This window comes from Bacillus sp. B.PNR1, from assembly GCF_030386235.1.
GTDB classification, from domain to species: domain Bacteria; phylum Bacillota; class Bacilli; order Bacillales; family Bacillaceae; genus Bacillus; species Bacillus stercoris.
Map to the genome: position 1 here is coordinate 748576 of NZ_JANYMN010000001.1, position 22502 is coordinate 771077.

The window sequence follows — 22502 nt, forward strand, 5'->3', positions numbered from 1 at the left end:
GAGATTGGTATTTTGTAGTAAAATAAATCAAAACAAACGTGATGTATGAAAAGGGGTTCTATATATGGACAACAAAGGCTGTATAAAATGCGGCAGCACTGAAGCCGGACAAAAAGAAATAGCCACAACCGGCACGGGTTTATCAAAGCTGTTTGACGTGCAGCATAACCGATTTCTAGTGGTTTACTGTAAGAATTGCGGATATTCAGAGTTTTATAATAAAGAGTCTTCAACGGCCGGGAATATATTGGATTTATTTTTTGGAGGCTGACAATGTTTTTCGAACTTCACTGATTTAAACATATCATGAAAGCAAAACGGATGCCTGTTATGTCACCTATGAAATAAGCTGCCCGTAACCTCTGTCCCTGTGCAGGATAAGGATGCTGACGTTGATGCCCGCCCAGGTTATGTTGAACTAAGCAGCTGAAGTTCAATTTCTCAAGCGACATTTGAGGAGTGATCGACAAGAAAAAATAGGCATGAAGAAGATGAAGATTAACAGTTTGTAAAATCACTTCAATGGTCCTAATGGGATTTCTTTTCGATTCGTGATAACATAAATTGAAGACCGTTGTTTATTGGAGGAAATCAGTTGAAATCAGAAAATGTTTCGAAGAAAAAATCCATTTTAGAATGGGTTAAAGCAATTGTGATAGCTGTCATTCTTGCTTTGCTCATCCGCAACTTTATTTTTGCGCCGTATGTCGTTGATGGTGACTCTATGTATCCTACACTTCACAACCGTGAAAGGGTCTTTGTCAATATGACAGTCAAATACATCGGCGAGTTTGATAGAGGAGACATCGTTGTGTTAAACGGAGATGATGTTCACTACGTCAAACGCATTATCGGCCTTCCCGGCGATACAGTTGAGATGAAAAATGACCAGCTCTATATCAACGGGAAAAAGGTGGACGAACCTTATTTGGCAGCTAATAAAAAGAGAGCGAAACAGGACGGTTTTGACCATTTGACCGATGATTTCGGCCCGGTTAAAGTGCCTGATAACAAGTATTTTGTGATGGGTGACAACCGTCGGAATTCCATGGACAGCCGTAACGGACTTGGCCTCTTCACGAAAAAACAAATTGCGGGTACGTCAAAGTTTGTTTTCTACCCGTTTAACGAAATGCGCAAAACAAATTAGAGTCAAGCAGACCCATTGGGGCTGCTTTTTTTATATCTTTTTTATGGTTATCCCCCAAAACCAGAACATAAATTCGTATATCTATAGAAAAGAAATTTTTGCAGAAATGTGAAACATATTCCCGTTATGCATCGTTATATTAATAATTTACGAGAATTAACGGTTTTTTATTCATGAAAAAAAGGAATAACTCATATGAATGAATAGATTCATATTGGCTGGAGGTTTAGATATGGGAAGAATAAAAACCAAGATTACCATTCTGTTAGTGCTTTTGCTTTTACTTGCAGGCGGTTATATGTACATAAATGATGTTGAGCTGAAGGATGTCCCGACAGCAATCGGACAAACCTTGTCCTCGGAAGAAGAGGAATACACCATCCAAGAATATAAAGTAACGACAATCAACGGCTCAGAGTATCATGGAGTAGCAGAAAACGGAACGAAAATCATCTTCAACGGAAAAAAATTAAATCAGGATTTATCTGATATAAAAGAAGGTGACAAGATTAAGGCGTACTTCAGCAAATCAAAGCGGATCGATGGATTAATCAAGGTTGCAAAAGTGAATGATTAACAAAACATCACCTTTCAGATCGAAGGGTGATGTTTTTGTTTTTCTCAAATTGTAAGTTTATTTCATTGCGTACTTTTAGAAGGATCGCTATAATAGCCAATAAGGACAAATGAATAAAGATTGTATCCTTCGGGGCAGGGTGGAAATCCCGACCGGCGGTAGTAAAGCGAATTCGCTTTAGAGCCCGTGACCCGTGTGCATAAGCACGCGGTGGATTCAGTTTAAGCTGAAGCCGACAGTGAAAGTCTGGATGGGAGAAGGATGATGAGCCGCTATGCAAAAAGTTTAAAAATGCATAGTGTTATTTCCTATTGCGTAAAATACCTAAAGCCCCGGATTTTTCATAAATTCGGGGCTTTTTTTGACGGTAAATAACAAAAGAGGGGAGGTAAACAAATGGAAGAGTATTATATGGAACTGGCATTAGATCTTGCGAAGCAGGGCGAAGGACAGACCGAATCAAATCCGCTCGTCGGCGCTGTTGTCGTAAAGGACGGACAAGTTGTCGGAATGGGCGCCCATTTAAAATATGGGGAAGCTCATGCAGAAGTTCATGCTATCCATATGGCTGGAGCACATGCAGAGGGGGCCGACATTTACGTTACACTCGAACCGTGCAGCCATTACGGAAAAACACCGCCATGTGCAGAATTGATTATCAATTCTGGCATCAAAAGAGTGTTCGTGGCGATGAGAGATCCTAACCCGCTTGTGGTTGGAAGAGGGATCAGCATGATGAAAGAAGCCGGCATTGAGGTAAGTGAAGGCATCCTGCCAGACCAGGCGGAGAAGCTGAATGAAAAATTTCTGCACTTTATGAGGACAGGCCTTCCGTACGTCACACTAAAAGCGGCCGCAAGCCTTGATGGCAAGATAGCTACCAGCACGGGTGACAGCAAATGGATCACATCAGAGGCTGCAAGACAGGATGCTCAGCAATACAGGAGAACACACCAAAGCATTCTAGTCGGAGTTGGGACGGTGAAAGCCGACAATCCGAGCTTAACTTGCAGACTGCCGAATGTAACAAAACAGCCGGTTCGGGTTATACTTGATACCGTACTCTCGATTCCTGAGGACGCTAAAGTGATTTGCGATCAATTAGCGCCGACATGGATTTTTACAACGGCACGCGCAGACGAGGAAAAGAAAAAACGGCTTTCCGCTTTCGGAGTGAACATATTTACACTGGAAACCGAGCGCATTCAAGTTCCCGATGTTTTGAAAATCCTAGCGGAAGAAGGCATCATGTCGGTGTATGTGGAAGGCGGTTCAGCTGTTCACGGAAGCTTTGTCAAAGAAGGCTGTTTTCAAGAAATCATCTTCTATTTTGCCCCTAAACTAATCGGAGGAACGCTTGCTCCCAGCTTAATCTCCGGTGAAGGTTTTCAATCAATGAAAGATGTCCCCTTATTACAATTCACTGATATAACCCAAATCGGCCGTGATATCAAACTGACGGCCAAACCGACAAACGAGTAGGATGGTGACCATGTTTACAGGAATTATCGAAGAAACAGGCACAATCGAGTCCATGAAAAAAGCAGGGCATTCAATGGCCTTAACAATTACATGCTCAAAGATTTTAGAGGATGTTCATCTTGGCGACAGCATTGCAGTGAATGGTATTTGTCTGACTGTCACTGATTTTACAAAAAATCAATTCACAGTGGATGTTATGCCTGAAACAGTCAAAGCTACGTCACTGAATGATTTATCAAAAGGAAGCAAAGTAAATCTGGAAAGAGCGATGGCGGCAAATGGCCGTTTCGGAGGCCATTTCGTCTCAGGCCATGTCGACGGAACTGCGGAAATCACACGAATTGAAGAGAAAAGCAACGCAGTTTACTATGATTTAAAAATGGACCCGTCTTTAACCAAAACATTGGTTTTAAAGGGATCAATTACCGTGGATGGCGTGAGCTTAACCATTTTCGGCCTGACAGAAGACACAGTGACGATTTCTTTAATACCGCATACGATCAGCGAAACGATCTTTTCAGAAAAAACGATCGGCTCTAAAGTGAATATCGAATGCGATATGATCGGAAAATATATGTATCGATTTTTGCATAAAGCCAATGAAAATAAGACCCAACAAACCATTACAAAAGCCTTCTTAAGCGAAAACGGCTTTTAGAGAGGAAGATTTGCATGTTTCATCCGATAGAAGAAGCACTTGACGCTTTAAAAAAAGGCGAGGTCATCATCGTTGTAGATGATGAAGACAGAGAAAACGAAGGAGACTTTGTGGCTCTAGCCGAGCATGCAACGCCGGAAGTCATTAACTTTATGGCGACACACGGAAGAGGGCTGATCTGCACGCCTCTCAGTGAGGAAATTGCAGACAGGCTTGATCTTCACCCTATGGTTGAGCATAATACAGATTCTCACCATACTGCCTTTACCGTAAGCATAGACCATCGTGAAACGAAAACAGGTATCAGCGCTCAAGAAAGATCATTCACTGTCCAAGCTTTGCTGGACAGCAAATCCGTGCCATCTGATTTTCAGCGTCCGGGGCACATTTTTCCTCTGATTGCAAAAAAAGGAGGTGTCCTGAAAAGAGCGGGCCACACAGAAGCTGCTGTTGATCTTGCTGAAGCCTGCGGATCTCAAGGAGCCGGCGTCATTTGTGAAATTATGAATGAAGACGGAACGATGGCAAGAGTGCCTGAGCTCATTGAAATTGCGAAAAAGCATCAGCTGAAAATGATCACGATTAAAGATTTGATTCAATACCGTTACAATCTGACAACACTAGTCGAGCGTGAAGTTGACATTACGCTGCCTACTGATTTTGGCACATTCAAGGTTTACGGATACACAAATGAGGTAGATGGAAAAGAGCATGTCGCATTTGTGATGGGGGATGTGCCGTTCGGAAAAGAACCGGTATTGGTTCGGGTGCATTCAGAATGTCTCACAGGTGATGTGTTTGGGTCTCATCGCTGTGACTGCGGTCCGCAGCTTCACGCCGCGCTGACCCAAATTGCCGCAGAAGGCCGCGGAGTGCTTCTGTATTTGCGCCAAGAAGGACGAGGCATCGGTTTAATCAATAAATTAAAAGCTTATAAGCTTCAGGAACAAGGCTATGACACCGTCGAAGCCAATGAGGCGCTTGGATTCCTGCCGGATCTTCGCAACTATGGCATCGGTGCACAAATTTTACGCGACCTCGGTGTGCGGAATATGAAGCTTTTGACGAATAATCCGCGGAAAATCGCAGGCCTAGAAGGCTACGGACTCAGTATTTCAGAAAGAGTGCCGCTTCAAATGGAGGCGAAAGAGCACAATAAAAAATATTTGCAAACCAAAATGAACAAGCTGGGTCATTTACTTCATTTCTAATCACAAATATCACAAAAAAGGATGGGAATCATATGAATATCATACAAGGAAATTTAGTTGGTACAGGTCTTAAAATCGGAATCGTAGTAGGAAGATTTAATGATTTTATTACGAGCAAGCTGCTGAGCGGTGCAGAAGATGCGTTGCTCAGACACGGCGTAGACACAAATGATATTGATGTGGCTTGGGTTCCAGGCGCATTTGAAATACCGTTTGCTGCGAAAAAAATGGCGGAAACAAAAAAATATGACGCTATTATCACACTAGGCACTGTCATCAGAGGCGCGACGACTCATTATGATTATGTCTGCAATGAAGCTGCAAAAGGCATCGCGCAAGCCGCAAACACTACTGGAGTACCTGTCATCTTTGGAATTGTGACAACTGAAAACATCGAACAGGCTATCGAGCGTGCCGGCACAAAAGCGGGCAACAAAGGTGTAGATTGTGCTGTTTCTGCCATAGAAATGGCAAATTTAAACCGCTCATTTGAATAATTTGCTGAAAACAGTTTAAAAATATGGCGAAAATGATATAATGTGAGAAAACGGATCACCTATTCGTATCCGTTTAATAGCAGACTGGACATTTTGGATATAGAGGGGTTTTTATGTTAATTCGTTATAAAAAATCGTTTGAAAAGATTGCGATGGGACTTCTTTCGTTTATGCCGAATGAAAAAGACCTTAAGCAGCTTCAGCAGACAATTAAGGACTACGAAACGGATACAGACCGCCAGCTCTTTCTTTGGAAAGAGGACGAGGATATCGTCGGAGCAATCGGAGTCGAAAAAAAGGATTCTGAGGTAGAGATCCGGCATATCAGTGTGAATCCTTCTCATCGCCATCAAGGAATCGGAAAACAGATGATGGATGCTTTAAAGCATTTATTCAAAACGCAAGTGCTGGTTCCAAATGAATTAACGCAGAGCTTTTTCGAACGTTGTCAAGATCAGCAGGATCAAGACATTTCATACAATAATTAAGCAGAGGCCGTGATCAGCCTCTGCTTTTTTTTCTGCGTTCTATTTCTTTTTCACGTTCGCGGATGACGTCAGTCCGATCCCGCAAACGGTGTTTGTCGATAAGAAATGTGTCGCTAAGTGTGCTGGGCTGCCCCCATGTATACTTTTTATTCTTGCATTCGTTTTGGCAAGCTTCCTTTAATTTCTCATCTTTGATCGGCAGCATAATGCTTTTATAGGCAGAGCCGGTTTCGATTTGTTCATAAACCGTTTGCATAAGCTCGAGCAAATGCCCATGATCGAGCCCTAAGTCTTCGACTGCCTGGTGTTCTGCTTGAAGAATCCCGATGCTGTTCGCCATCAGTCTTTTGGCCCCGGCTGTATTCTGCCTTCTGTGATGATATAAAGCAACTGCAAGCTGAATAAAGCCGACCCAATAGCGTTTTCGTTTCTTTGGCGGATCTTCCTTCCAATATTCTTCTAATATTTCATGGCATTCAAAATAATCCCGTGTCGCGTGAAACTCAACGAGATAATCTATATAAGCTTTTGGATACAAGGTGCTTCCTCCTTTAATGTCTTTTAGTGTAACACAGGAAGGATAAAAGGAAAAAAGAACGCTCAGCCAACGCATTTCGCGTTTTGAATATTCTGTACAAACTGCTTCAAAACAGGAAATGAAATAGTATTGGACGAGAGCTTTTTGGTGGCTTATACTAAAGGGTAGCCAGTTTTACCGGCAATGAGAGTGATACTTGAAAATGGTGAGATGATGGAAGAATATCAAGTGAAAATTGATACGTTTGAGGGCCCATTGGACCTGTTGCTTCATTTAATCAATCGTCTTGAAATTGACATATATGATATACCTGTGGCGAAGATCACTGAACAATATTTATTATATGTACATACAATGCGCGTGCTTGAGCTCGATATTGCCAGCGAGTATTTGGTTATGGCCGCCACGCTGCTCAGCATTAAAAGCAGAATGCTGCTTCCGAAGCAAGAGGAGGAGCTTTTTGAAGATGAATTACTTGAAGAAGAGGATCCGCGTGAGGAACTGATTGAAAAGCTGATTGAGTATAGAAAATATAAAGATGCGGCGAAGGATTTAAAAGAACGGGAAGAAGAAAGACAAAAATCGTTCACGAAACCGCCGAGTGATTTGAGTGAATACGCAAAAGAAATAAAACAGTCTGAGCAAAAGCTCTCTGTTACGGTCTATGATATGATCGGGGCTTTTCAAAAAGTGCTGAAACGCAAAAAAATAAACAGGCCGATGGAAACGACGATTACCAGACAGGACATACCAATCGAAGACAGAATGAACGAAATCGTGCACAGCCTGAAATCAAGAGGAACGAGAATCAACTTTATGGACCTGTTTCCATATGAGCAAAAAGAACATTTAGTAGTGACCTTTCTAGCCGTTCTCGAGCTGATGAAAAATCAGCTGGTTCTCATTGAACAGGAGCAAAATTTTTCAGATATTTACATTACGGGGAGTGAATCCATTCATGGGGCTTGATATCGTGAATTGGAAAGCTATAGTGGAAGCCCTTCTTTATGCGGCAGGCGATGAAGGGCTCACAAAAAAGCAGCTGTTAACGGTGCTTGAAATCGAAGAGCCTGAACTGAACACCATCATGGCGGAAGTGGCGGACGAATACCGCGGGGATACAAGAGGCATTGAACTGATTGAGTATGCAGATACGTACATGCTCTCTACCAAAAAAGACTTTGCACCTTACTTGAAAAAACTGATTGAAGTGCCGTCAAAGGGCCTTTCTCAAGCATCTTTAGAAGTGCTGGCCATTGTTTCATACAAACAGCCAATTACGAGAGCAGAAATTGAAGAAATCAGAGGAGTAAAATCAGAGCGGATTTTACACAGTCTCGTCGCGAAGGCGTTATTATGTGAAGTGGGACGTGCTGACGGTCCGGGACGTGCCATTTTATACGGTACAACGCCGACTTTTCTTGAACAATTCGGTCTAAAAACACTGGACGAGCTTCCGCCGCTGCCTGAAAATGCGGAAGAAGACGTTCTTCAAGAAGAAGCAGATTTATTTTTTGAAAACTTTAACCAAACCTTCGAAGATATAAAATAGAAGTTTAATGAATCGCGCTTTTTCATCATCATAAGATATAAGGAAGAAGCTATCATGAAAGAAGCAAAATGTGAGAGACAAAGACATGAGGGGAAGATACCAAACGAAATGGGACATTCGATTGTGCGAGCGCAGACTCAAAAAACAGGCGAATTCTTATCAATGGTTGTCAATACCGTGAACGATTACTTAAATCAAACGACGCTGGAATCCTTACAGGCTGAATTGCCTATTGAAAAAGGATACTGCTGTGATGTGCTGAGCACTTTGAGAAGAATGGCAGTATTTTGTGAAGGAGGCGCAGAAGCGTGCCGCCGTCTCCTGATGCAGGAGCCTTTTCAGGAAGCCAGAGCGGAAAAAACACTTTATAATGTGTATCACCAATGCATTGAAGAGTTCTTTATGCCGAAAAAAGACACGTGGTGTGAAAATAGCCGGGCGTCTTATACAGGGGTCAGCGCAATTGAATTTTATCATGCTGTTCCTGCGTCGCTTGAGCAATTACTATTGCCGTTGAGCGCAGCCTTTCTGAAGATGAGGGAAGAGCTGGCTCATTACGAAGCGTCCGGATCAAGCATGGCGCCAATCAGATAACGTTTACTCTCCCTTTTTAAGGGAGAGTTTTTTATGTTTGCTTTCAGAAATAGAATTGTTATTCATAACTGATGGACATGCGCATAAACTTGTACAAACCACCACAAGGACGTGAGCAAACATGCGCATTTTCAAAAAAGCAGTATTCGTGATTATGATTTCTTTTCTGATTGCCACTGTAAATGTGAATACAGCACATGCAGCTATAGATGTCAGTGCAAAAAGCGCGATCATTATCGACGGAGCGTCAGGCAGAGTGTTATTTGCCAAGGATGAGCATCAAAAAAGGCGTATTGCCAGCATCACAAAAATTATGACCGCCGTCCTCGCTATCGAATCCGGCAAAATGGATCAAACGGTGACGGTTTCGGCAAATGCTGTCAGAACAGAAGGTTCCGCCATTTATTTAACAGAAGGTCAAAAAGTGAAATTAAAAGATCTTGTGTATGGCCTGATGCTAAGATCAGGAAACGACGCCGCTGTCGCGATTGCTGAGCATGTCGGTGGGAGCCTCGATGGGTTTGTTTATATGATGAATCAAAAAGCCGAGCAGCTTGGTATGGAGAACACCCGTTTTCAAAACCCGCACGGCTTGGACGACCATGAAAATCATTATTCAACAGCCTATGACATGGCCATTTTAACTAAATATGCTATGAAACTGAAAGACTATCAAAAGATTTCAGGCACAAAAATATACAAAGCGGAAACGATGGAAAGCGTATGGAAAAACAAAAATAAACTGCTGACCATGCTTTATCCATACAGCACAGGAGGAAAAACAGGCTATACAAAACTTGCAAAACGGACACTGGTTTCAACGGCTTCAAAGGATGGCATTAACCTGATAGCCGTCACCATTAATGACCCTGATGATTGGGATGACCATATGAAAATGTTTAATTATGTGTTTGATCACTATCAAACCTATTTAATTGCAAAAAAAGGGGACATTCCAAAGCTGAAAGGCACATTTTATGAATCGAAGGCTTTTATCAAACGAGATATTACCTATTTGCTGAACGAAGAGGAAAAAGAAGATGTGAAAATTAATACCACGCTGCTCAAGCCAAATAAAGCATGGAAAAAAGATGCCTCGAAAATTCCTGACATCGTAGGGCATATGGAGATCATGTTCAACAATGAAACCATCGCAAAAGTGCCAATCTATTATGAAAATGAACGTCATAAAAAACCGAAGAAACAATTTTTTGAAACGTTTAAGTCAATCTTTCTGAATGCGGCAGGCGGAGCAAAATGGTCAATATAATTTGGGTCAGTTTAACTGTGATCGGACTTGTTTTTGCGATGTGCAACGGAACTCTGCAAGATGTAAATGAAGCCGTGTTTAAGGGTGCGAAAGAAGCCGTTACGATCTCATTTGGATTGATGAGCGTGCTTGTTTTCTGGCTTGGCTTAATGAAAATAGCTGAGCAGTCAGGGCTTTTGGATATTTTCAGCCGGATGTGCAGGCCTTTTATATCTAAGCTGTTCCCTGATATACCGCCGGATCACCCGGCGATGGGCTACATTTTATCTAATCTTATGGCGAATTTCTTCGGCCTCGGAAATGCAGCAACTCCGCTTGGCATTAAAGCAATGGAGCAAATGAAAAAGCTGAATGGAGACCGATCGGAAGCAAGCCGGTCGATGATTACGTTTTTAGCTGTCAATACGTCCTGCATCACTCTCATTCCGACAACGGTGATCGCTGTCCGGATGGCTTATTCCTCCAAAACACCGACAGATATCGTCGGACCAAGCATTTTGGCAACGCTCATTTCCGGAATCGGCGCTATTATCATTGACCGGTATTTTTATTATCGCCGCAAGAAGAAGGGGAGGTAAGCGGATGGAAATCATCAACTGGATGTCTTTAGCGATGATTCCGATCATTATTGCCGGCATACTTCTTTATGGGACGATCAAAAAGGTTCCCACATATGAATCGTTTGTCGAAGGAGGCAAAGAGGGGATAGAAATCGCCTTTTCTATTATCCCCTATTTAGTCGGAATGCTTGTCGCGATAACTGTTTTCCGATCATCAGGCGCGCTTGATTTTATAATGGATCTTTTAAAACCGGTTTTCTCTGCTATCGGCATCCCCGGTGAGGTGGTACCGCTTGCTCTGATCCGCCCGATCTCCGGTACGGCCGCACTCGGAATGACGACCGATTTAATCGCAGTATACGGGCCCGATTCCTTTATCGGCAGACTGGCTTCCGTCATGCAGGGATCTACAGATACAACGCTTTACGTACTGACAGTGTATTTTGGTGCAGTCGGTATTAAAAAAATGGGTGATGCATTAAAGGTGGGACTTCTTGCCGATTTAATCGGCGTAGTTGCATCAATCATCATCGTTACGTTATTATTTGGGAGCGCCTGAAAACGGCGTTTTTTTTAGATTTGGTATAGGGATTTGAAAAAGCTTGTTTGTTATGGTTGAAAAAAGTAAGATAATACTTGAGGTGAAAGACATGGAAAGACTGCAAAAAGTAATTGCTCATGCCGGAGTTGCGTCGCGCAGAAAGGCAGAAGAGCTGATTAAAGAAGGAAAAGTAAAGGTGAACGGCAAAGTAGTAACAGAGCTCGGTGTTAAGGTCACCGGTTCTGATCAGATTGAGGTAAACGGGTTAAAGGTTGAACGCGAAGAGCCGGTTTACTTTCTCTTATATAAACCGAGAGGCGTTATTTCTGCAGCGCAAGATGATAAAGGACGCAAAGTGGTGACGGACTTTTTTAAAAATATTCCGCAGCGCATTTATCCGATTGGACGCCTGGATTATGATACGAGCGGTCTTTTGCTTTTAACCAATGACGGCGAATTCGCCAATAAGCTGATGCACCCTAAGTATGAAATAGACAAAACATACGTGGCGAAGGTGAAAGGAATCCCGCCTAAAGAGCTGCTCAGAAAGCTGGAGCGCGGAATTAGGCTGGAAGAAGGCAAAACAGCGCCTGCTAAAGCGAAGCTATTGTCTTTGGATAAGAAAAAGCAGACAAGCATTATTCAACTGACGATCCATGAGGGACGCAACAGACAGGTGCGCCGCATGTTTGAAGCGATCGGACATGAGGTAATCAAGCTGAAGCGTGAGGAATACGCGTTTTTAAACCTGCGAGGCCTGCACACGGGAGATGCCAGAGAACTTACGCCTCATGAAGTAAAAAGACTCAGAGCACTGGCGGAGCACGGTAAAAACGCTTTCTAAATTTCACATAACCTTCAAAAAGTAAGAAATGTGAAATGAACTTGCAATGATATAATTGAATGGATCTGCAATAGGGGGAAGGGGGCAGTGGACAATGAAGAAAAAAAGGCGATTATTCATTCGGACCGGCATCCTTCTCGTTTTAATATGCGCACTTGGCTATACCATTTACAACGCTGTATTTGCCGACAAAGAGAGTATATCCGAAGGGTCCGACGCACCGAATTTTGTCCTTGAGGATACGAATGGGAAACGTATCGAGCTCAGTGACTTAAAAGGGAAAGGTGTTTTTTTGAATTTCTGGGGTACATGGTGTGAACCATGCAAAAAAGAATTTCCTTATATGGCAAACCAATATAAGCATTTTAAAGACCAAGGTGTTGAAATTGTCGCTGTAAATGTTGGGGAGTCAAAGATAGCAGTACATAATTTTATGAAATCCTACGGAGTCAATTTCCCGGTTGTTCTGGATACAGATCGCCAAGTGCTTGATGCCTACGACGTATCTCCGCTTCCGACAACCTTTTTGATTAATCCGGAAGGAAAAGTTGTCAAGGTGGTGACCGGCACTATGACAGAAAGCATGATACACGATTATATGAATCTCATAAAACCCGGAGAAGCTTCGGGATGAAGCAAGTCAAATGTGAATGCGGACATATAAACCCGGTCGGAACCGTTTTATGTGAATCGTGCGGAAGGGCTCTCCAGGAAACTCAGCCTCCGCTCGCTGATATGAGATATGACGGAAGCGCAAGACGTTCGCAAACCTACAACAAAACAATTATCGATAAAATTTGGAATTTCTTTTCCTCGGTTAAGGTGGGAATATGGCTTATTGTCATAACCCTTGCTGCATCAGCGTTCGGCACCATTTTTCCCCAGGAAGCCTATCTGCCTCCAGGCGCACAGGCCGAGACTTATTACAAGGAGCAGTACGGCGTGTTTGGCCAGCTTTATTATTTGCTCGGGTTTCATCATTTATATGGTTCCTGGTGGTATTTGCTGCTCATTGCCTCGATCGGCATTTCGCTCGTGATTTGCAGCCTTGACCGTGTCATTCCGTTGTACAGAGCATTAAAAAACCAGGGCATCAGAAGGAACCCAGCTTTTTTAAGAAGGCAGCGCTTGTTCAGTGAAACGGCTACTGTACTGACCGAAGAAGCAAAAGAAAAGATAGTTGCCCTATTAAAGAAAAAACATTATAGAATCAGAGAAAAAGAGGGCAGCATTCTTGCTGAAAAAGGGCGTTTTTCCCGCTGGGGCCCGTATGTCAACCACATTGGATTGATCATCTTTCTGATTGGTGCGATGCTGAGATTTGTGCCAGGCATGTACGTCGATGAGACGCTTTGGGTCAGAGAAGGCGAAACCGCAGCAATTCCGGGTACAGACGGGAAATACTACTTGAAAAACAATCAATTCAGCGTAGAGACCTATAACAGCAAAACGGAAAAAAAGGTATTTGCAGATGCCATTGACAGAGTCGGGGACGGGAGAGTGGCAAAGAACTTTCAAACCGATGCCGCTCTCTACAAGAGAGAAGGAAAAATTGTTTATGGCGAGAAGCCGAAGCTGAAAAAAATAACTGAAGAAGACATCCGTGTCAATCAGCCGCTGCGCTTTGATTCTTTTTCCGTTTACCAGGTGGATTATAAAGAAAATCAGCTTGACCAAATGGTGTTCCAGCTGATTGATAAAAAAACAAAAAAATCTTTTGGAAGCCTGAAGATTAACCTTCTGGATCCAGATTCGGTCTATGATCTTGGCAACGGTTACAAAGTGGAAATCGCCAGCTACCTGCCAGACTTCTATTTTAATCAGGACGGAGAACCAAGCACGAAAACAAAGATCCCTAACAACCCGGCTTTTGTCTTTAATATCATAACGCCGGATAAACCAAAGGGTGAAAGGAGCTTTGTCGCCATCCAAGAAACCATCGAAGGATCAGGCAGCAATAAATACAAGCTGAAATTTGACCATGTCGAAACGAAAAACATTACTGGGCTTACAGTCAGAAAGGATCTGACACTCTGGGTGCTTGCTGTCGGTGGAGCCATTTTTATGATCGGTGTCATTCAAGGTATGTACTGGCAGCATCGAAGAATTTGGCTGCACTCACAGGACGGCTCAGTCATGGTGGCGGGGCATACCAATAAAAACTGGTTTGGCCTGAAGAAGGATATAGCATTTATATTGGCTGATTCCGGACTGACTGAACCGGCGGACCAAAAAGAATTAATCAAAACACAGAAATAGGCGAAAAGGGAGTGATGTCATGGCAGAGCTGAGCGGAAATTTTCTTTATGCGGCCTTTCTTGTGTATTTAATCGCTGTCCCGATTTTCGGCGGGGCCATACGAGGAAATAAAGATAAAAAGGGTAGGCAAAACCGATGGGCCAACATTGGAATCACTCTTTCTGTTGTCGGGTTTATTTGCCACCTTGGGTATTTCATCACAAGGTGGGCTGCCAGCGGCCATGCGCCGGTCAGCAATATGTTTGAGTTCACCACCGCTTTTGGCATGATGCTTGTTTTGGCGTTTATTATTCTTTATTTTATTTATAGATTGCCTTCATTAGGCCTGTTTACGCTGTCAATCGCTTTACTGCTGATTGCCTACGCCAGCATGTTTCCGACAGATATCTCGCCTTTAATTCCTTCGCTCCAAAGCAATTGGCTGTATATTCACGTAACAACGGCCGCGCTTGGGCAAGCTATACTTGCTATCAGCTTTGTCGCTGGTGTCATCTTTCTTTTGAAGCATGTAGACCAGACAAAACCAAGTAAAAAAACCTTCTGGCTTGAAGCGATTATGTTTATCCTGGTCACAACCGTCGCCTTTATTGCGATCACATCAGCATTTCGTCTTGCGGGCTATGAAGCGGAGTTTAACTGGGTGGATAAAAATAAAGAAAAAAGCGTGATGGTGTACGAAATGCCTGCGCTTGTCGGTCCGCATCAGGGAGAGCTTTTGACCGAGGGGAGAATGGAACCGCTTGTTGATCTTCCCGCGCTTTTCTCAGGCAGAAAAGTGAACACTGTCATTTGGTCATTTGGAGCAGGTCTTGTGTTGTATGGGGCTCTCCGTCTGATCATCAGAAAAAGAATCAGCGCTCTTTTACATCCGCTTGTGAAAAACGTCAATCTTGATCTGGTGGATGAGGTTGGGTACAGGGCCGTATCAATCGGGTTTCCGGTATTTACGCTCGGCGCACTGATCTTTGCGATGATTTGGGCTCAGCTCGCGTGGACGAGATTTTGGGGCTGGGACCCTAAGGAAGTATGGGCGCTGATCACGTTTTTGTTTTATGCGGCTTACTTGCATTTAAGACTGTCAAGAGGCTGGCACGGTGAGAAGTCAGCATGGCTGGCCGTAATCGGTTTTGCTATTATTATGTTTAATTTAATATTCGTAAATCTAGTGCTTGCCGGACTTCATTCTTATGCATAGTCCTTTGAAAGCGATACAGTTCTCAAACTTTCTCACGATTTGATAAAATGAAAGTAACAGAAGGAAAGCAGGGGGAAAACATGGACCAAACGAACGAAACAAAAATATTAGTAGTAGATGACGAAGCCAGAATTCGCCGCCTTTTAAGAATGTATCTTGAACGTGAAAATTATGTTATAGATGAAGCGGAAAATGGTGATGAAGCCATTGCCAAAGGGCTTGAGGCCAATTATGACCTGATTTTGCTTGATCTGATGATGCCGGGAACTGACGGAATTGAAGTGTGCCGGCAAATTCGCGAAAAAAAAGCGACACCCATTATCATGCTGACCGCAAAAGGAGAAGAAGCAAACCGGGTGCAGGGGTTTGAAGCGGGAACAGATGATTATATTGTTAAGCCATTCAGCCCGAGAGAAGTCGTGCTGCGGGTAAAGGCTCTTTTGAGAAGAGCATCCCAAACCTCTTATTTCAATGCCAATACACCGACGAAAAATGTGCTCGTGTTTTCACATTTGTCTATTGACCATGATGCTCACCGCGTAACGGCTGATGGAACGGAAGTAAGCCTGACGCCAAAAGAGTATGAACTTCTATACTTCTTAGCGAAAACGCCTGACAAGGTGTATGATCGGGAAAAGCTTCTGAAAGAAGTGTGGCAATATGAGTTTTTTGGTGATTTACGGACAGTGGACACTCACGTCAAACGCCTGAGAGAGAAGCTGAACAAGGTATCTCCGGAAGCTGCGAAAAAAATTGTCACCGTATGGGGTGTAGGTTATAAATTTGAGGTCGGCGCTGAATGAAATTTTGGAAAAGCGTAGTAGGCAAGCTGTGGTTTACGATCCTTTCACTCGTCTTGATCGTATTGTTCATTTTAACGGTTCTTTTGCTGGAGTTTATTGAAAACTACCATGTGGAAGAAGCTGAGAATGATTTAACACAGCTTGCGAATAAAGTAGCTGTCATCTTGGAAAATCACGAGGACCAGGCACTGGCACGATCAATCACTTGGGAGCTCGCTGATAACTTAACAAGCATTGCCATCATCCAGGATGAGAAAAAGTACTGGTATTCTCCCAATGACAAAAATCGCCTGTCGTCTATTACGGTTGAGCAAATACAGCATGACAAAGACTTAAATAAAGCTCTCCGAGATCATAAAAAAGTAAGCAAACGAACGGGACTGAGCGATACAGATACGGATAATGAACGCTTGATTGTAGGTGTCCCGTATGAAAAAGACGGAAAGAAAGGCATGGTCTTTTTATCCCAGTCTTTGCTTGCCGTTAAAGATACAACAAAACATACGACCCGCTATATTTTTCTTGCCGCGGGGATCGCGATAGTGCTGACCACATTTTTCGCATTCTTTTTATCAAGCAGGGTCACGTACCCGCTCCGAAAAATGAGAGAAGGCGCGCAGGATTTGGCGAAGGGCAAGTTCGATACAAAAATCCCGATTTTAACCCAGGATGAAATCGGTGAACTGGCGACCGCTTTTAATCAAATGGGCCGGCAGCTTAACTTTCATATCAATGCACTCAATCAAGAAAAAGAGCAGCTTTCTAACATTTTGAGCAGTATGGCTGACGGGGTTATTACCATTAATATTGACGGTACGATTCTTGTGACCAACCCGCCGGCTGAACGTTTTCTTCAGGCTTGGTATTATGAGCAGAACATGAATATCAAAGAAGGCGACAACCTTCCGCCTGAAGCAAAAGAACTGTTCCAAAATGCTGTCAGCACTGAAAAAGAACAAATGATTGAGATGACGCTGCAAGGCAGATCATGGGTGCTTTTGATGTCGCCGCTTTACGCGGAATCGCACGTCAGAGGAGCAGTTGCCGTACTGCGTGACATGACTGAAGAACGCCGCCTTGATAAACTGCGGGAGGACTTTATCGCAAATGTCAGTCATGAGCTGAGAACACCGATCTCTATGCTACAGGGATACAGTGAAGCGATTGTCGATGACATTGCAAGCTCTGAAGAAGACCGGAAAGAAATCGCCCAAATCATTTATGACGAATCGCTCCGAATGGGCCGACTAGTTAATGATTTGCTTGATTTAGCCCGAATGGAATCAGGCCATACAGGTTTGCATTATGAAAAAATCAATGTCAATGAATTTTTAGAGAAGATTATTCGGAAGTTTTCCGGTGTTGCTAAAGAAAAAGATATTGCTTTACATCATGACATTTCTCTCGCAGAAGAGGAATTTATGTTTGATGAAGACAAGATGGAGCAGGTATTTACCAATTTGATCGATAACGCGCTGCGTCATACTTCATCTGGCGGCAGCGTCTCCATCACAGTCCATTCTGTAAAGGATGGATTGAAAGTTGATATCAAAGACTCCGGATCCGGCATACCAGAAGAAGATCTGCCATTTATCTTTGAGCGGTTTTATAAGGCAGATAAAGCGCGGACAAGGGGCAGAGCAGGAACCGGTCTAGGGCTGGCTATCGTTAAAAATATCGTGGAAGCCCACAACGGATCGATTACTGTGCACAGCCGAATAGATAAAGGAACAACATTTACTTTTTATATTCCGACAAAACGGTAAAATCGAGTCTGAATTTGCCGAAGAATCTTGTTCCATAAGAAACACCCGCTGATTGAGCGGGTGTTTTTTTTATAGCCAACATTAATAAAATTTAAGGATATGTTAATATAAATTCCCTTCCAAATTCCAGTTTCTCGTAATATAGTTGTAATGTAACTTTTCAAGCTATTCATACGACAAAAAAGTGAACGGAGGGGTTTCAAATGGAAGAAACCTTTCAATTATTATATGATACATATCATCAAGATTTGTACCAATTTTTATTTTATATGGTAAAGGATAAAAACCAGACAGAAGATCTTCTTCAAGAGGTTTATATCCGTGTATTAAATTCTTATCATACGTTTGAAGGAAGAAGCAGTGAAAAAACATGGCTTTTGTCTATCGCACGCCATGTAGCGATAGACTGGTTCCGTAAACAGCAAACGATCAGACAGCGTATACTTGGCACATTTGACTGGGATACACAGGATGTCAGGGATCAGCAATTGCTTCCGGACGAACTTGCGGTTCAACATGAAAATGCCCGGGAAATTTATGCTGCACTTGATCAATGTACGATCGATCAAAGAGCTGTGATTATCTTGCGGTTTATTCAGGGATATTCAATACAGGAAACAGCCAAAGCTCTGCGCTTCTCGGAAAGCAAAGTAAAAACGACCCAACACAGAGGGCTCAAAGTACTTCGGAAACATATGGAGCTTTTGAGGGAGGAGCTAATGGATGATGAAGTCAGAATGGAACGAAGAACAGATAAAGGAGTTGCTAAGTCAACTTCCGGCAGTTAAAGACCATCGTTCGCCTCAGGATATTTACAAGCGGCTGACGATGGCAAAGCGTAAAAAAAAGCCCGCTGTCAGGTGGATTGGCCCCGCGTGTGCCGCTGCAATTGCGGTTTATATCGCCTTCATTATTTCTCCTCATTTCTTTGATCAGGCACAGCCTCAACAAAAAGAAGCGTCCCAAGAGCACGCAGTAACGAAAACTGAGACAGAAGACAGCCCAAAAGCTGCATCATCCCTGGATCAGACATCGTATGTTGTACCTGAAAAGGAACAAGACAATTACATCACTGTAGCGGTTGCTGATGCCGATACATCCGCAATCATACCCATCAGCATCCAAAAAACAAATGCAGACCAAACGATACAGGATATGCTGTTTGTAAGTAGTGAATTGGATATCTTTGATCATGCCATTACGATTCCATCCTTCATAGATGAAGTAGAAATAAAGGAAAACCCAAAGCAGAAGGAATTAAGTATACGAGTCCATCAGCCTATTACGGCTTTTTCTGTAAAAGATGATACACTGTTAAAAAAATTGCTGAAAGAATCCTTAAAATGGAGTCCTTATGAAAAAGTAAAATTTCTTTCGGATCAAAATGAGCCTGGGGTTCGGATTGGCTCATATGGCACTTTTACGGAAATTACGATTCCCAAACAGTCAAAACGATCCTACTTCTTGTACCAAAATAAACAGGGACAAGACTTTCTCGTTCCGTCAAAAAATTCTTTTGATACAGTAAAAGAAGCGATTATGGAAATGGAATCGAGCAGCCAAGAAGATACGAGACCTCTTATTCAAGCGGGTGCTGTCCAATCTGTAACGAAGAAACAGAAACACTTATATATCCGCTTCTCAAAGGACTCAGAAGTTGATGATTCTATTGCCGGTATTTTAATGATTGAGGGACTACTTTTAACTGCAAAAGAGTTTGGCTTCACAGAAGTGACCTTTACGGAAACCAGAACGAAAAAAATCGGCAAATATGACATATCAGATGCAATACCGGTGCCAGCTGCTCCAAATCCGATTTTCTTAAACTAAAAAGGGCCTTTTGAGGCTCTTTTTTAGTTGCTGTTCATATAATAGAAATTTTCAAAAAAAAGTTGTGCGTGTATAATAAAACAAGGTAACGATTGAAAGGATTTGAGACAAGTGAACGTGTTAACGATTAAAGGAGTTTCCATCGGAGAAGGGATGCCGAAAATCATCGTTCCGCTGATGGGAAAAACGGAAGAACAAATTTTGAATGAAGCAGAAGCTGTAAAACTTCTGAATCCGGATATTGTAGAGTGGCGAGTTGACGTATTTGAAAAAGCGAATGACAGAGAAGCGGTCACAAAGATGATTTCTAAGCTTCGTAAGTCTTTAGCGGACGAGCTATTTCTATTTACATTCAGAACCCATAAAGAAGGAGGAAGCCTGGAAATAGACGAAAGCTCCTATCTTGCTTTGCTGGAATCGGCAATCCAAACAAAAGACATCGATCTGATAGACATCGAATTATTTACAGGAGATGCACAGGTAAAATCGTTAGTATCGCTGGCGGAAGAAAACAACGTCTATGTGGTGATGTCAAATCACGACTTTGAAAGAACACCTGCAAAAGATGAAATTCTTTCCAGACTTCGAAAAATGCAGGATTTAGGCGCGCATATTCCAAAAATGGCTGTCATGCCGAATGATACTGGAGATCTTTTAACGCTGCTTGATGCGACGTATACAATGAAAACAAAATATGCAGACCGTCCCATTATTACAATGTCAATGGCTGCAACAGGGCTCATCAGCAGGCTGAGCGGTGAGATTTTTGGATCGGCTTGTACTTTTGGCGCGGGAGAAGAGGCGTCGGCACCAGGCCAAATACCTGTTTCTGAGCTAAGGAGTGTCTTAGACATTTTGCATAAAAACACACGAGAATAGAACAATAAAAAAACTCAAGCTATATAGCTTGAGTTTTTTTGATTATGGCAGATCTATGAGCTTCACAGACACAATATCAGGGACATTTGTTAGTTCTTTCACAATTTTATCTTCCAGATGTCTGTCAAAGGAAAGCATCATGATGGCTTCTCCGCCTTTTTCCTTACGGCCAACCTGCATGGTTGCAATGTTAATATCGTTATCCCCGAGAATACGTCCTACTCGGCCAATCACACCTGTTGTATCTTGATGCTGGATATATACCAAGTGACCTGTCGGATAAAAATCGATATTAAATCCGTTGATCTCGACAATACGTTCCCCGAAATGAGGAATATACGTAGCCGTTACAGTAAAGGTGCTTCGGTCTCCTGTCACTTTTACGCTGATGCAGTTATCATATCCAGATTCAGAAGAGGAAATTTTTTCACTGAAGCTAATGCCGCGTTCTTTTGCGACACCTCCGGCATTGACCTCATTAACAGTAGAGTCAACGCGCGGTTTTAAAAAGCCTGACAAAAGGGCTTTTGTAATGAACGATGTTTCAAGTTTGGCAATTGTGCCTTCATATTGAATGGCAACATCCTGTACCGGTTCTTTCATGCACTGTGATACAAGGCTGCCAATTTTTCCTGCAATTTGATGGTAGGGTTTAATTTTAGCGAATTCATCTTTTGTCATAGCAGGCAGGTTAATAGCTGACATAACAGGTAGACCTTTTGCGAACTGCAGAACTTCTTCTGACACTTGTGCCGCGACATTGAGCTGTGCTTCTTTCGTTGATGCTCCCAGGTGAGGAGTGGCAATGACTAATGGATGATCAACGAGTTTGTTGTCAACTGGCGGTTCAACTTCGAAAACGTCAAGCGCCGCTCCGGCAACATGCCCGCTTTCCAAAGCTTCGAGAAGTGCAGCTTCATCGATAATACCGCCTCGCGCACAGTTAATTAAGCGAACACCTTTTTTCGTTTTTGCAATCGTTTCTTTATTCAATAAGCCTTTTGTTTCTTTTGTTAAAGGCGTGTGAACAGTTATAATATCCGCACTTTCTAGCACTTCTTCAAATGTACGGCTGTTTACGCCGATTTTTTTCGCTCTTTCTTCCGTTAAGAAAGGATCAAAAACGTGCACAGTCATACCGAACGCTCTCGCACGCTGTGCAATTTCGCTTCCGATTCGGCCTAATCCTACAATACCAAGTGTTTTTCCATAAAGCTCTGAACCGACGTAAGCTGTACGGTTCCACTCTCTGGATTTCACTGAGATATTAGCCTGAGGAATATGTCTCATTAAAGAAGAGATCATCGCAAATGTATGCTCAGCTGTTGAAATGGTGTTGCCGTTCGGAGCGTTGATCACGATTACCCCGTGTTTAGTTGCCTCATCAATATCGATATTATCGACACCGACACCGGCTCTTCCGACAATTTTTAAAGAAGTCATTTTGTTGAAAAGGTCTTCTGTTACTTTTGTCGCGCTTCGCACCAAAAGAGCATCAAAAGTATGTAATTCATCTTCTGCATCTGCTACGTTTTTTTGAACGATTTCAATAAAGTCTGATTCAATAAGTGGCTGTAAACCGTCGTTGCTCATTTTGTCTGAGACCAATACTCGAAACATCGTTAGATTTCCTCCTAAATTGACAAACTAAATATCTGATAATTTAACATATTCTCAAAAGAGTGTCAACGTGTATTGACGCAGTAAAGGATAAAAGTAAAGCCTAATATATCAATGTTCTGACAGCTTATAGACAATATTTATAATTTGAAGCAATTCTCTATACAGCCAACCAGTTATCGTTTATA

25 protein-coding genes and 1 riboswitch are annotated in these 22502 nt (G+C 42.6%); of the genes, 23 read left to right on the forward strand and 2 right to left on the reverse strand.

The features are described 5' to 3' along the window. Positions 1–64 precede the first annotated feature (64 nt). From NZD81_RS04150 to ribT, 8 genes are all read left to right on the forward strand, one after another. Positions 65–271 carry a zinc ribbon domain-containing protein gene (locus tag NZD81_RS04150; protein WP_003230483.1) on the forward strand — a complete coding sequence of 69 codons (207 nt, stop codon included), beginning with the start codon at positions 65–67 and terminating at the stop codon, positions 269–271. A 324-nt stretch (positions 272–595) separates the two neighbouring features. Beyond that, on the forward strand, positions 596–1150 hold the full coding sequence (gene sipS, locus NZD81_RS04155; protein WP_014664467.1) for a signal peptidase I sipS: 555 nt from the start codon (positions 596–598) through the stop codon (positions 1148–1150). 232 nt (positions 1151–1382) lie between these two features. Further along, positions 1383–1727 (forward strand): hypothetical protein, encoded by a 345-nt coding sequence (locus tag NZD81_RS04160; RefSeq protein ID WP_136654175.1) that lies wholly within the window; start codon positions 1383–1385, stop codon positions 1725–1727. Between the two features lie 121 nt (positions 1728–1848). Then, positions 1849–1993: riboswitch (FMN riboswitch) on the forward strand. A gap of 130 nt (positions 1994–2123) precedes the next feature. Further along, entirely contained in the window at positions 2124–3209 is a 1086-nt protein-coding gene (gene ribD / locus NZD81_RS04165) for a bifunctional diaminohydroxyphosphoribosylaminopyrimidine deaminase/5-amino-6-(5-phosphoribosylamino)uracil reductase RibD (RefSeq protein ID WP_289859675.1), read from the forward strand. A gap of 10 nt (positions 3210–3219) precedes the next feature. Beyond that, positions 3220–3867 carry a riboflavin synthase subunit alpha gene (gene ribE, locus NZD81_RS04170; protein WP_014664463.1) on the forward strand — a complete coding sequence of 216 codons (648 nt, stop codon included), beginning with the start codon at positions 3220–3222 and terminating at the stop codon, positions 3865–3867. 14 nt (positions 3868–3881) lie between these two features. Continuing rightward, positions 3882–5078, forward strand: a complete 1197-nt coding sequence (locus tag NZD81_RS04175) for a bifunctional 3,4-dihydroxy-2-butanone-4-phosphate synthase/GTP cyclohydrolase II (protein ID WP_289859676.1) — start codon at positions 3882–3884, stop codon at positions 5076–5078. Between the two features lie 32 nt (positions 5079–5110). Continuing rightward, on the forward strand, positions 5111–5575 hold the full coding sequence (ribH, locus tag NZD81_RS04180; protein ID WP_003223915.1) for a 6,7-dimethyl-8-ribityllumazine synthase: 465 nt from the start codon (positions 5111–5113) through the stop codon (positions 5573–5575). A gap of 113 nt (positions 5576–5688) precedes the next feature. Further along, positions 5689–6063: a GNAT family N-acetyltransferase RibT gene (gene ribT / locus NZD81_RS04185; protein WP_014664461.1), complete on the forward strand. Its 375-nt coding sequence runs from the start codon at positions 5689–5691 to the stop codon at positions 6061–6063. Between the two features lie 13 nt (positions 6064–6076). On the opposite strand, the gene NZD81_RS04190 is transcribed toward ribT, so the two are convergent. After that, entirely contained in the window at positions 6077–6601 is a 525-nt protein-coding gene (locus tag NZD81_RS04190) for a DUF309 domain-containing protein (protein ID WP_282372544.1), read from the reverse strand. Between the two features lie 213 nt (positions 6602–6814). Between NZD81_RS04190 and scpA the strand changes: the two genes are divergently transcribed. The 15 genes from scpA (at position 6815) to aroD (ending at position 20694) form a co-directional block, all read left to right on the forward strand. Then, positions 6815–7570: a segregation/condensation protein A gene (gene scpA / locus NZD81_RS04195; protein WP_014664459.1), complete on the forward strand. Its 756-nt coding sequence runs from the start codon at positions 6815–6817 to the stop codon at positions 7568–7570. Next, entirely contained in the window at positions 7560–8153 is a 594-nt protein-coding gene (gene scpB / locus NZD81_RS04200) for an SMC-Scp complex subunit ScpB (protein WP_014664458.1), read from the forward strand. The genes scpA and scpB overlap by 11 nt, the downstream gene beginning before the upstream one ends. 54 nt (positions 8154–8207) lie before the next feature. Beyond that, positions 8208–8747: a YpuI family protein gene (locus NZD81_RS04205; RefSeq protein WP_014477219.1), complete on the forward strand. Its 540-nt coding sequence runs from the start codon at positions 8208–8210 to the stop codon at positions 8745–8747. A 121-nt stretch (positions 8748–8868) separates the two neighbouring features. Then, positions 8869–10017, forward strand: a complete 1149-nt coding sequence (gene dacB / locus NZD81_RS04210) for a D-alanyl-D-alanine carboxypeptidase DacB (protein ID WP_172640344.1) — start codon at positions 8869–8871, stop codon at positions 10015–10017. Then, positions 10005–10595, forward strand: a complete 591-nt coding sequence (gene spmA, locus NZD81_RS04215; RefSeq protein WP_014664456.1) for a spore maturation protein SpmA — start codon at positions 10005–10007, stop codon at positions 10593–10595. Before dacB ends, spmA begins: the two co-directional genes overlap by 13 nt. Positions 10596–10599: 4 nt before the next feature. After that, the gene (spmB, locus tag NZD81_RS04220) at positions 10600–11136 is read left to right on the forward strand and encodes a spore maturation protein SpmB (RefSeq protein WP_014664455.1); all 537 of its coding nucleotides are present in this window, start codon (positions 10600–10602) and stop codon (positions 11134–11136) included. 91 nt (positions 11137–11227) lie between these two features. Next, on the forward strand, positions 11228–11962 hold the full coding sequence (rluB, locus tag NZD81_RS04225; protein WP_014664454.1) for a 23S rRNA pseudouridine(2605) synthase RluB: 735 nt from the start codon (positions 11228–11230) through the stop codon (positions 11960–11962). A 94-nt stretch (positions 11963–12056) separates the two neighbouring features. Continuing rightward, on the forward strand, positions 12057–12596 hold the full coding sequence (resA, locus tag NZD81_RS04230) for a thiol-disulfide oxidoreductase ResA (protein WP_014664452.1): 540 nt from the start codon (positions 12057–12059) through the stop codon (positions 12594–12596). Next, complete coding sequence (resB, locus tag NZD81_RS04235; protein WP_289859677.1) at positions 12593–14221, forward strand: cytochrome c biogenesis protein ResB; 1629 nt, start codon at positions 12593–12595, stop codon at positions 14219–14221. Before resA ends, resB begins: the two co-directional genes overlap by 4 nt. Positions 14222–14240: 19 nt before the next feature. Then, entirely contained in the window at positions 14241–15416 is a 1176-nt protein-coding gene (resC, locus tag NZD81_RS04240; RefSeq protein WP_014664450.1) for a cytochrome c biogenesis protein ResC, read from the forward strand. A gap of 80 nt (positions 15417–15496) precedes the next feature. Then, positions 15497–16219, forward strand: a complete 723-nt coding sequence (gene resD / locus NZD81_RS04245; protein ID WP_040082743.1) for a DNA-binding response regulator ResD — start codon at positions 15497–15499, stop codon at positions 16217–16219. Further along, the gene (resE, locus tag NZD81_RS04250) at positions 16216–17985 is read left to right on the forward strand and encodes a sensor histidine kinase ResE (RefSeq protein WP_040082745.1); all 1770 of its coding nucleotides are present in this window, start codon (positions 16216–16218) and stop codon (positions 17983–17985) included. Before resD ends, resE begins: the two co-directional genes overlap by 4 nt. A 203-nt stretch (positions 17986–18188) precedes the next feature. Next, positions 18189–18773: an RNA polymerase sigma factor SigX gene (gene sigX / locus NZD81_RS04255; protein ID WP_069149801.1), complete on the forward strand. Its 585-nt coding sequence runs from the start codon at positions 18189–18191 to the stop codon at positions 18771–18773. Then, the gene (rsiX, locus tag NZD81_RS04260) at positions 18709–19815 is read left to right on the forward strand and encodes an anti-sigma-X factor RsiX (protein WP_282372535.1); all 1107 of its coding nucleotides are present in this window, start codon (positions 18709–18711) and stop codon (positions 19813–19815) included. The genes sigX and rsiX overlap by 65 nt, the downstream gene beginning before the upstream one ends. Before the next feature lie 111 nt (positions 19816–19926). Further along, a complete protein-coding gene (gene aroD / locus NZD81_RS04265) occupies positions 19927–20694 on the forward strand; it encodes a type I 3-dehydroquinate dehydratase (protein ID WP_147772189.1) in 768 nt (255 codons plus the stop codon). A 42-nt stretch (positions 20695–20736) separates the two neighbouring features. Here aroD and serA read toward each other — a convergent pair whose 3' ends face one another. Continuing rightward, positions 20737–22314: a phosphoglycerate dehydrogenase gene (serA, locus tag NZD81_RS04270; protein WP_014664444.1), complete on the reverse strand. Its 1578-nt coding sequence runs from the start codon at positions 22312–22314 to the stop codon at positions 20737–20739. Positions 22315–22502 lie beyond the last annotated feature (188 nt).

Coding starts and splice junctions, on each gene's coding strand:
- NZD81_RS04150 (WP_003230483.1), top strand. CDS start 65: ATGGACAACAAAGGCTGTATAAAATGCGGCAGCACTGAAGCCGGACAA.
- NZD81_RS04160 (WP_136654175.1), top strand. CDS start 1,383: ATGGGAAGAATAAAAACCAAGATTACCATTCTGTTAGTGCTTTTGCTT.
- ribD (WP_289859675.1), top strand. CDS start 2,124: ATGGAAGAGTATTATATGGAACTGGCATTAGATCTTGCGAAGCAGGGC.
- ribE (WP_014664463.1), top strand. CDS start 3,220: ATGTTTACAGGAATTATCGAAGAAACAGGCACAATCGAGTCCATGAAA.
- NZD81_RS04175 (WP_289859676.1), top strand. CDS start 3,882: ATGTTTCATCCGATAGAAGAAGCACTTGACGCTTTAAAAAAAGGCGAG.
- ribH (WP_003223915.1), top strand. CDS start 5,111: ATGAATATCATACAAGGAAATTTAGTTGGTACAGGTCTTAAAATCGGA.
- ribT (WP_014664461.1), top strand. CDS start 5,689: ATGTTAATTCGTTATAAAAAATCGTTTGAAAAGATTGCGATGGGACTT.
- scpA (WP_014664459.1), top strand. CDS start 6,815: ATGGAAGAATATCAAGTGAAAATTGATACGTTTGAGGGCCCATTGGAC.
- scpB (WP_014664458.1), top strand. CDS start 7,560: ATGGGGCTTGATATCGTGAATTGGAAAGCTATAGTGGAAGCCCTTCTT.
- NZD81_RS04205 (WP_014477219.1), top strand. CDS start 8,208: ATGAAAGAAGCAAAATGTGAGAGACAAAGACATGAGGGGAAGATACCA.
- dacB (WP_172640344.1), top strand. CDS start 8,869: ATGCGCATTTTCAAAAAAGCAGTATTCGTGATTATGATTTCTTTTCTG.
- spmA (WP_014664456.1), top strand. CDS start 10,005: ATGGTCAATATAATTTGGGTCAGTTTAACTGTGATCGGACTTGTTTTT.
- spmB (WP_014664455.1), top strand. CDS start 10,600: ATGGAAATCATCAACTGGATGTCTTTAGCGATGATTCCGATCATTATT.
- rluB (WP_014664454.1), top strand. CDS start 11,228: ATGGAAAGACTGCAAAAAGTAATTGCTCATGCCGGAGTTGCGTCGCGC.
- resA (WP_014664452.1), top strand. CDS start 12,057: ATGAAGAAAAAAAGGCGATTATTCATTCGGACCGGCATCCTTCTCGTT.
- resB (WP_289859677.1), top strand. CDS start 12,593: ATGAAGCAAGTCAAATGTGAATGCGGACATATAAACCCGGTCGGAACC.
- resC (WP_014664450.1), top strand. CDS start 14,241: ATGGCAGAGCTGAGCGGAAATTTTCTTTATGCGGCCTTTCTTGTGTAT.
- resD (WP_040082743.1), top strand. CDS start 15,497: ATGGACCAAACGAACGAAACAAAAATATTAGTAGTAGATGACGAAGCC.
- resE (WP_040082745.1), top strand. CDS start 16,216: ATGAAATTTTGGAAAAGCGTAGTAGGCAAGCTGTGGTTTACGATCCTT.
- sigX (WP_069149801.1), top strand. CDS start 18,189: ATGGAAGAAACCTTTCAATTATTATATGATACATATCATCAAGATTTG.
- rsiX (WP_282372535.1), top strand. CDS start 18,709: ATGATGAAGTCAGAATGGAACGAAGAACAGATAAAGGAGTTGCTAAGT.
- serA (WP_014664444.1), bottom strand. CDS start 22,314: ATGTTTCGAGTATTGGTCTCAGACAAAATGAGCAACGACGGTTTACAG.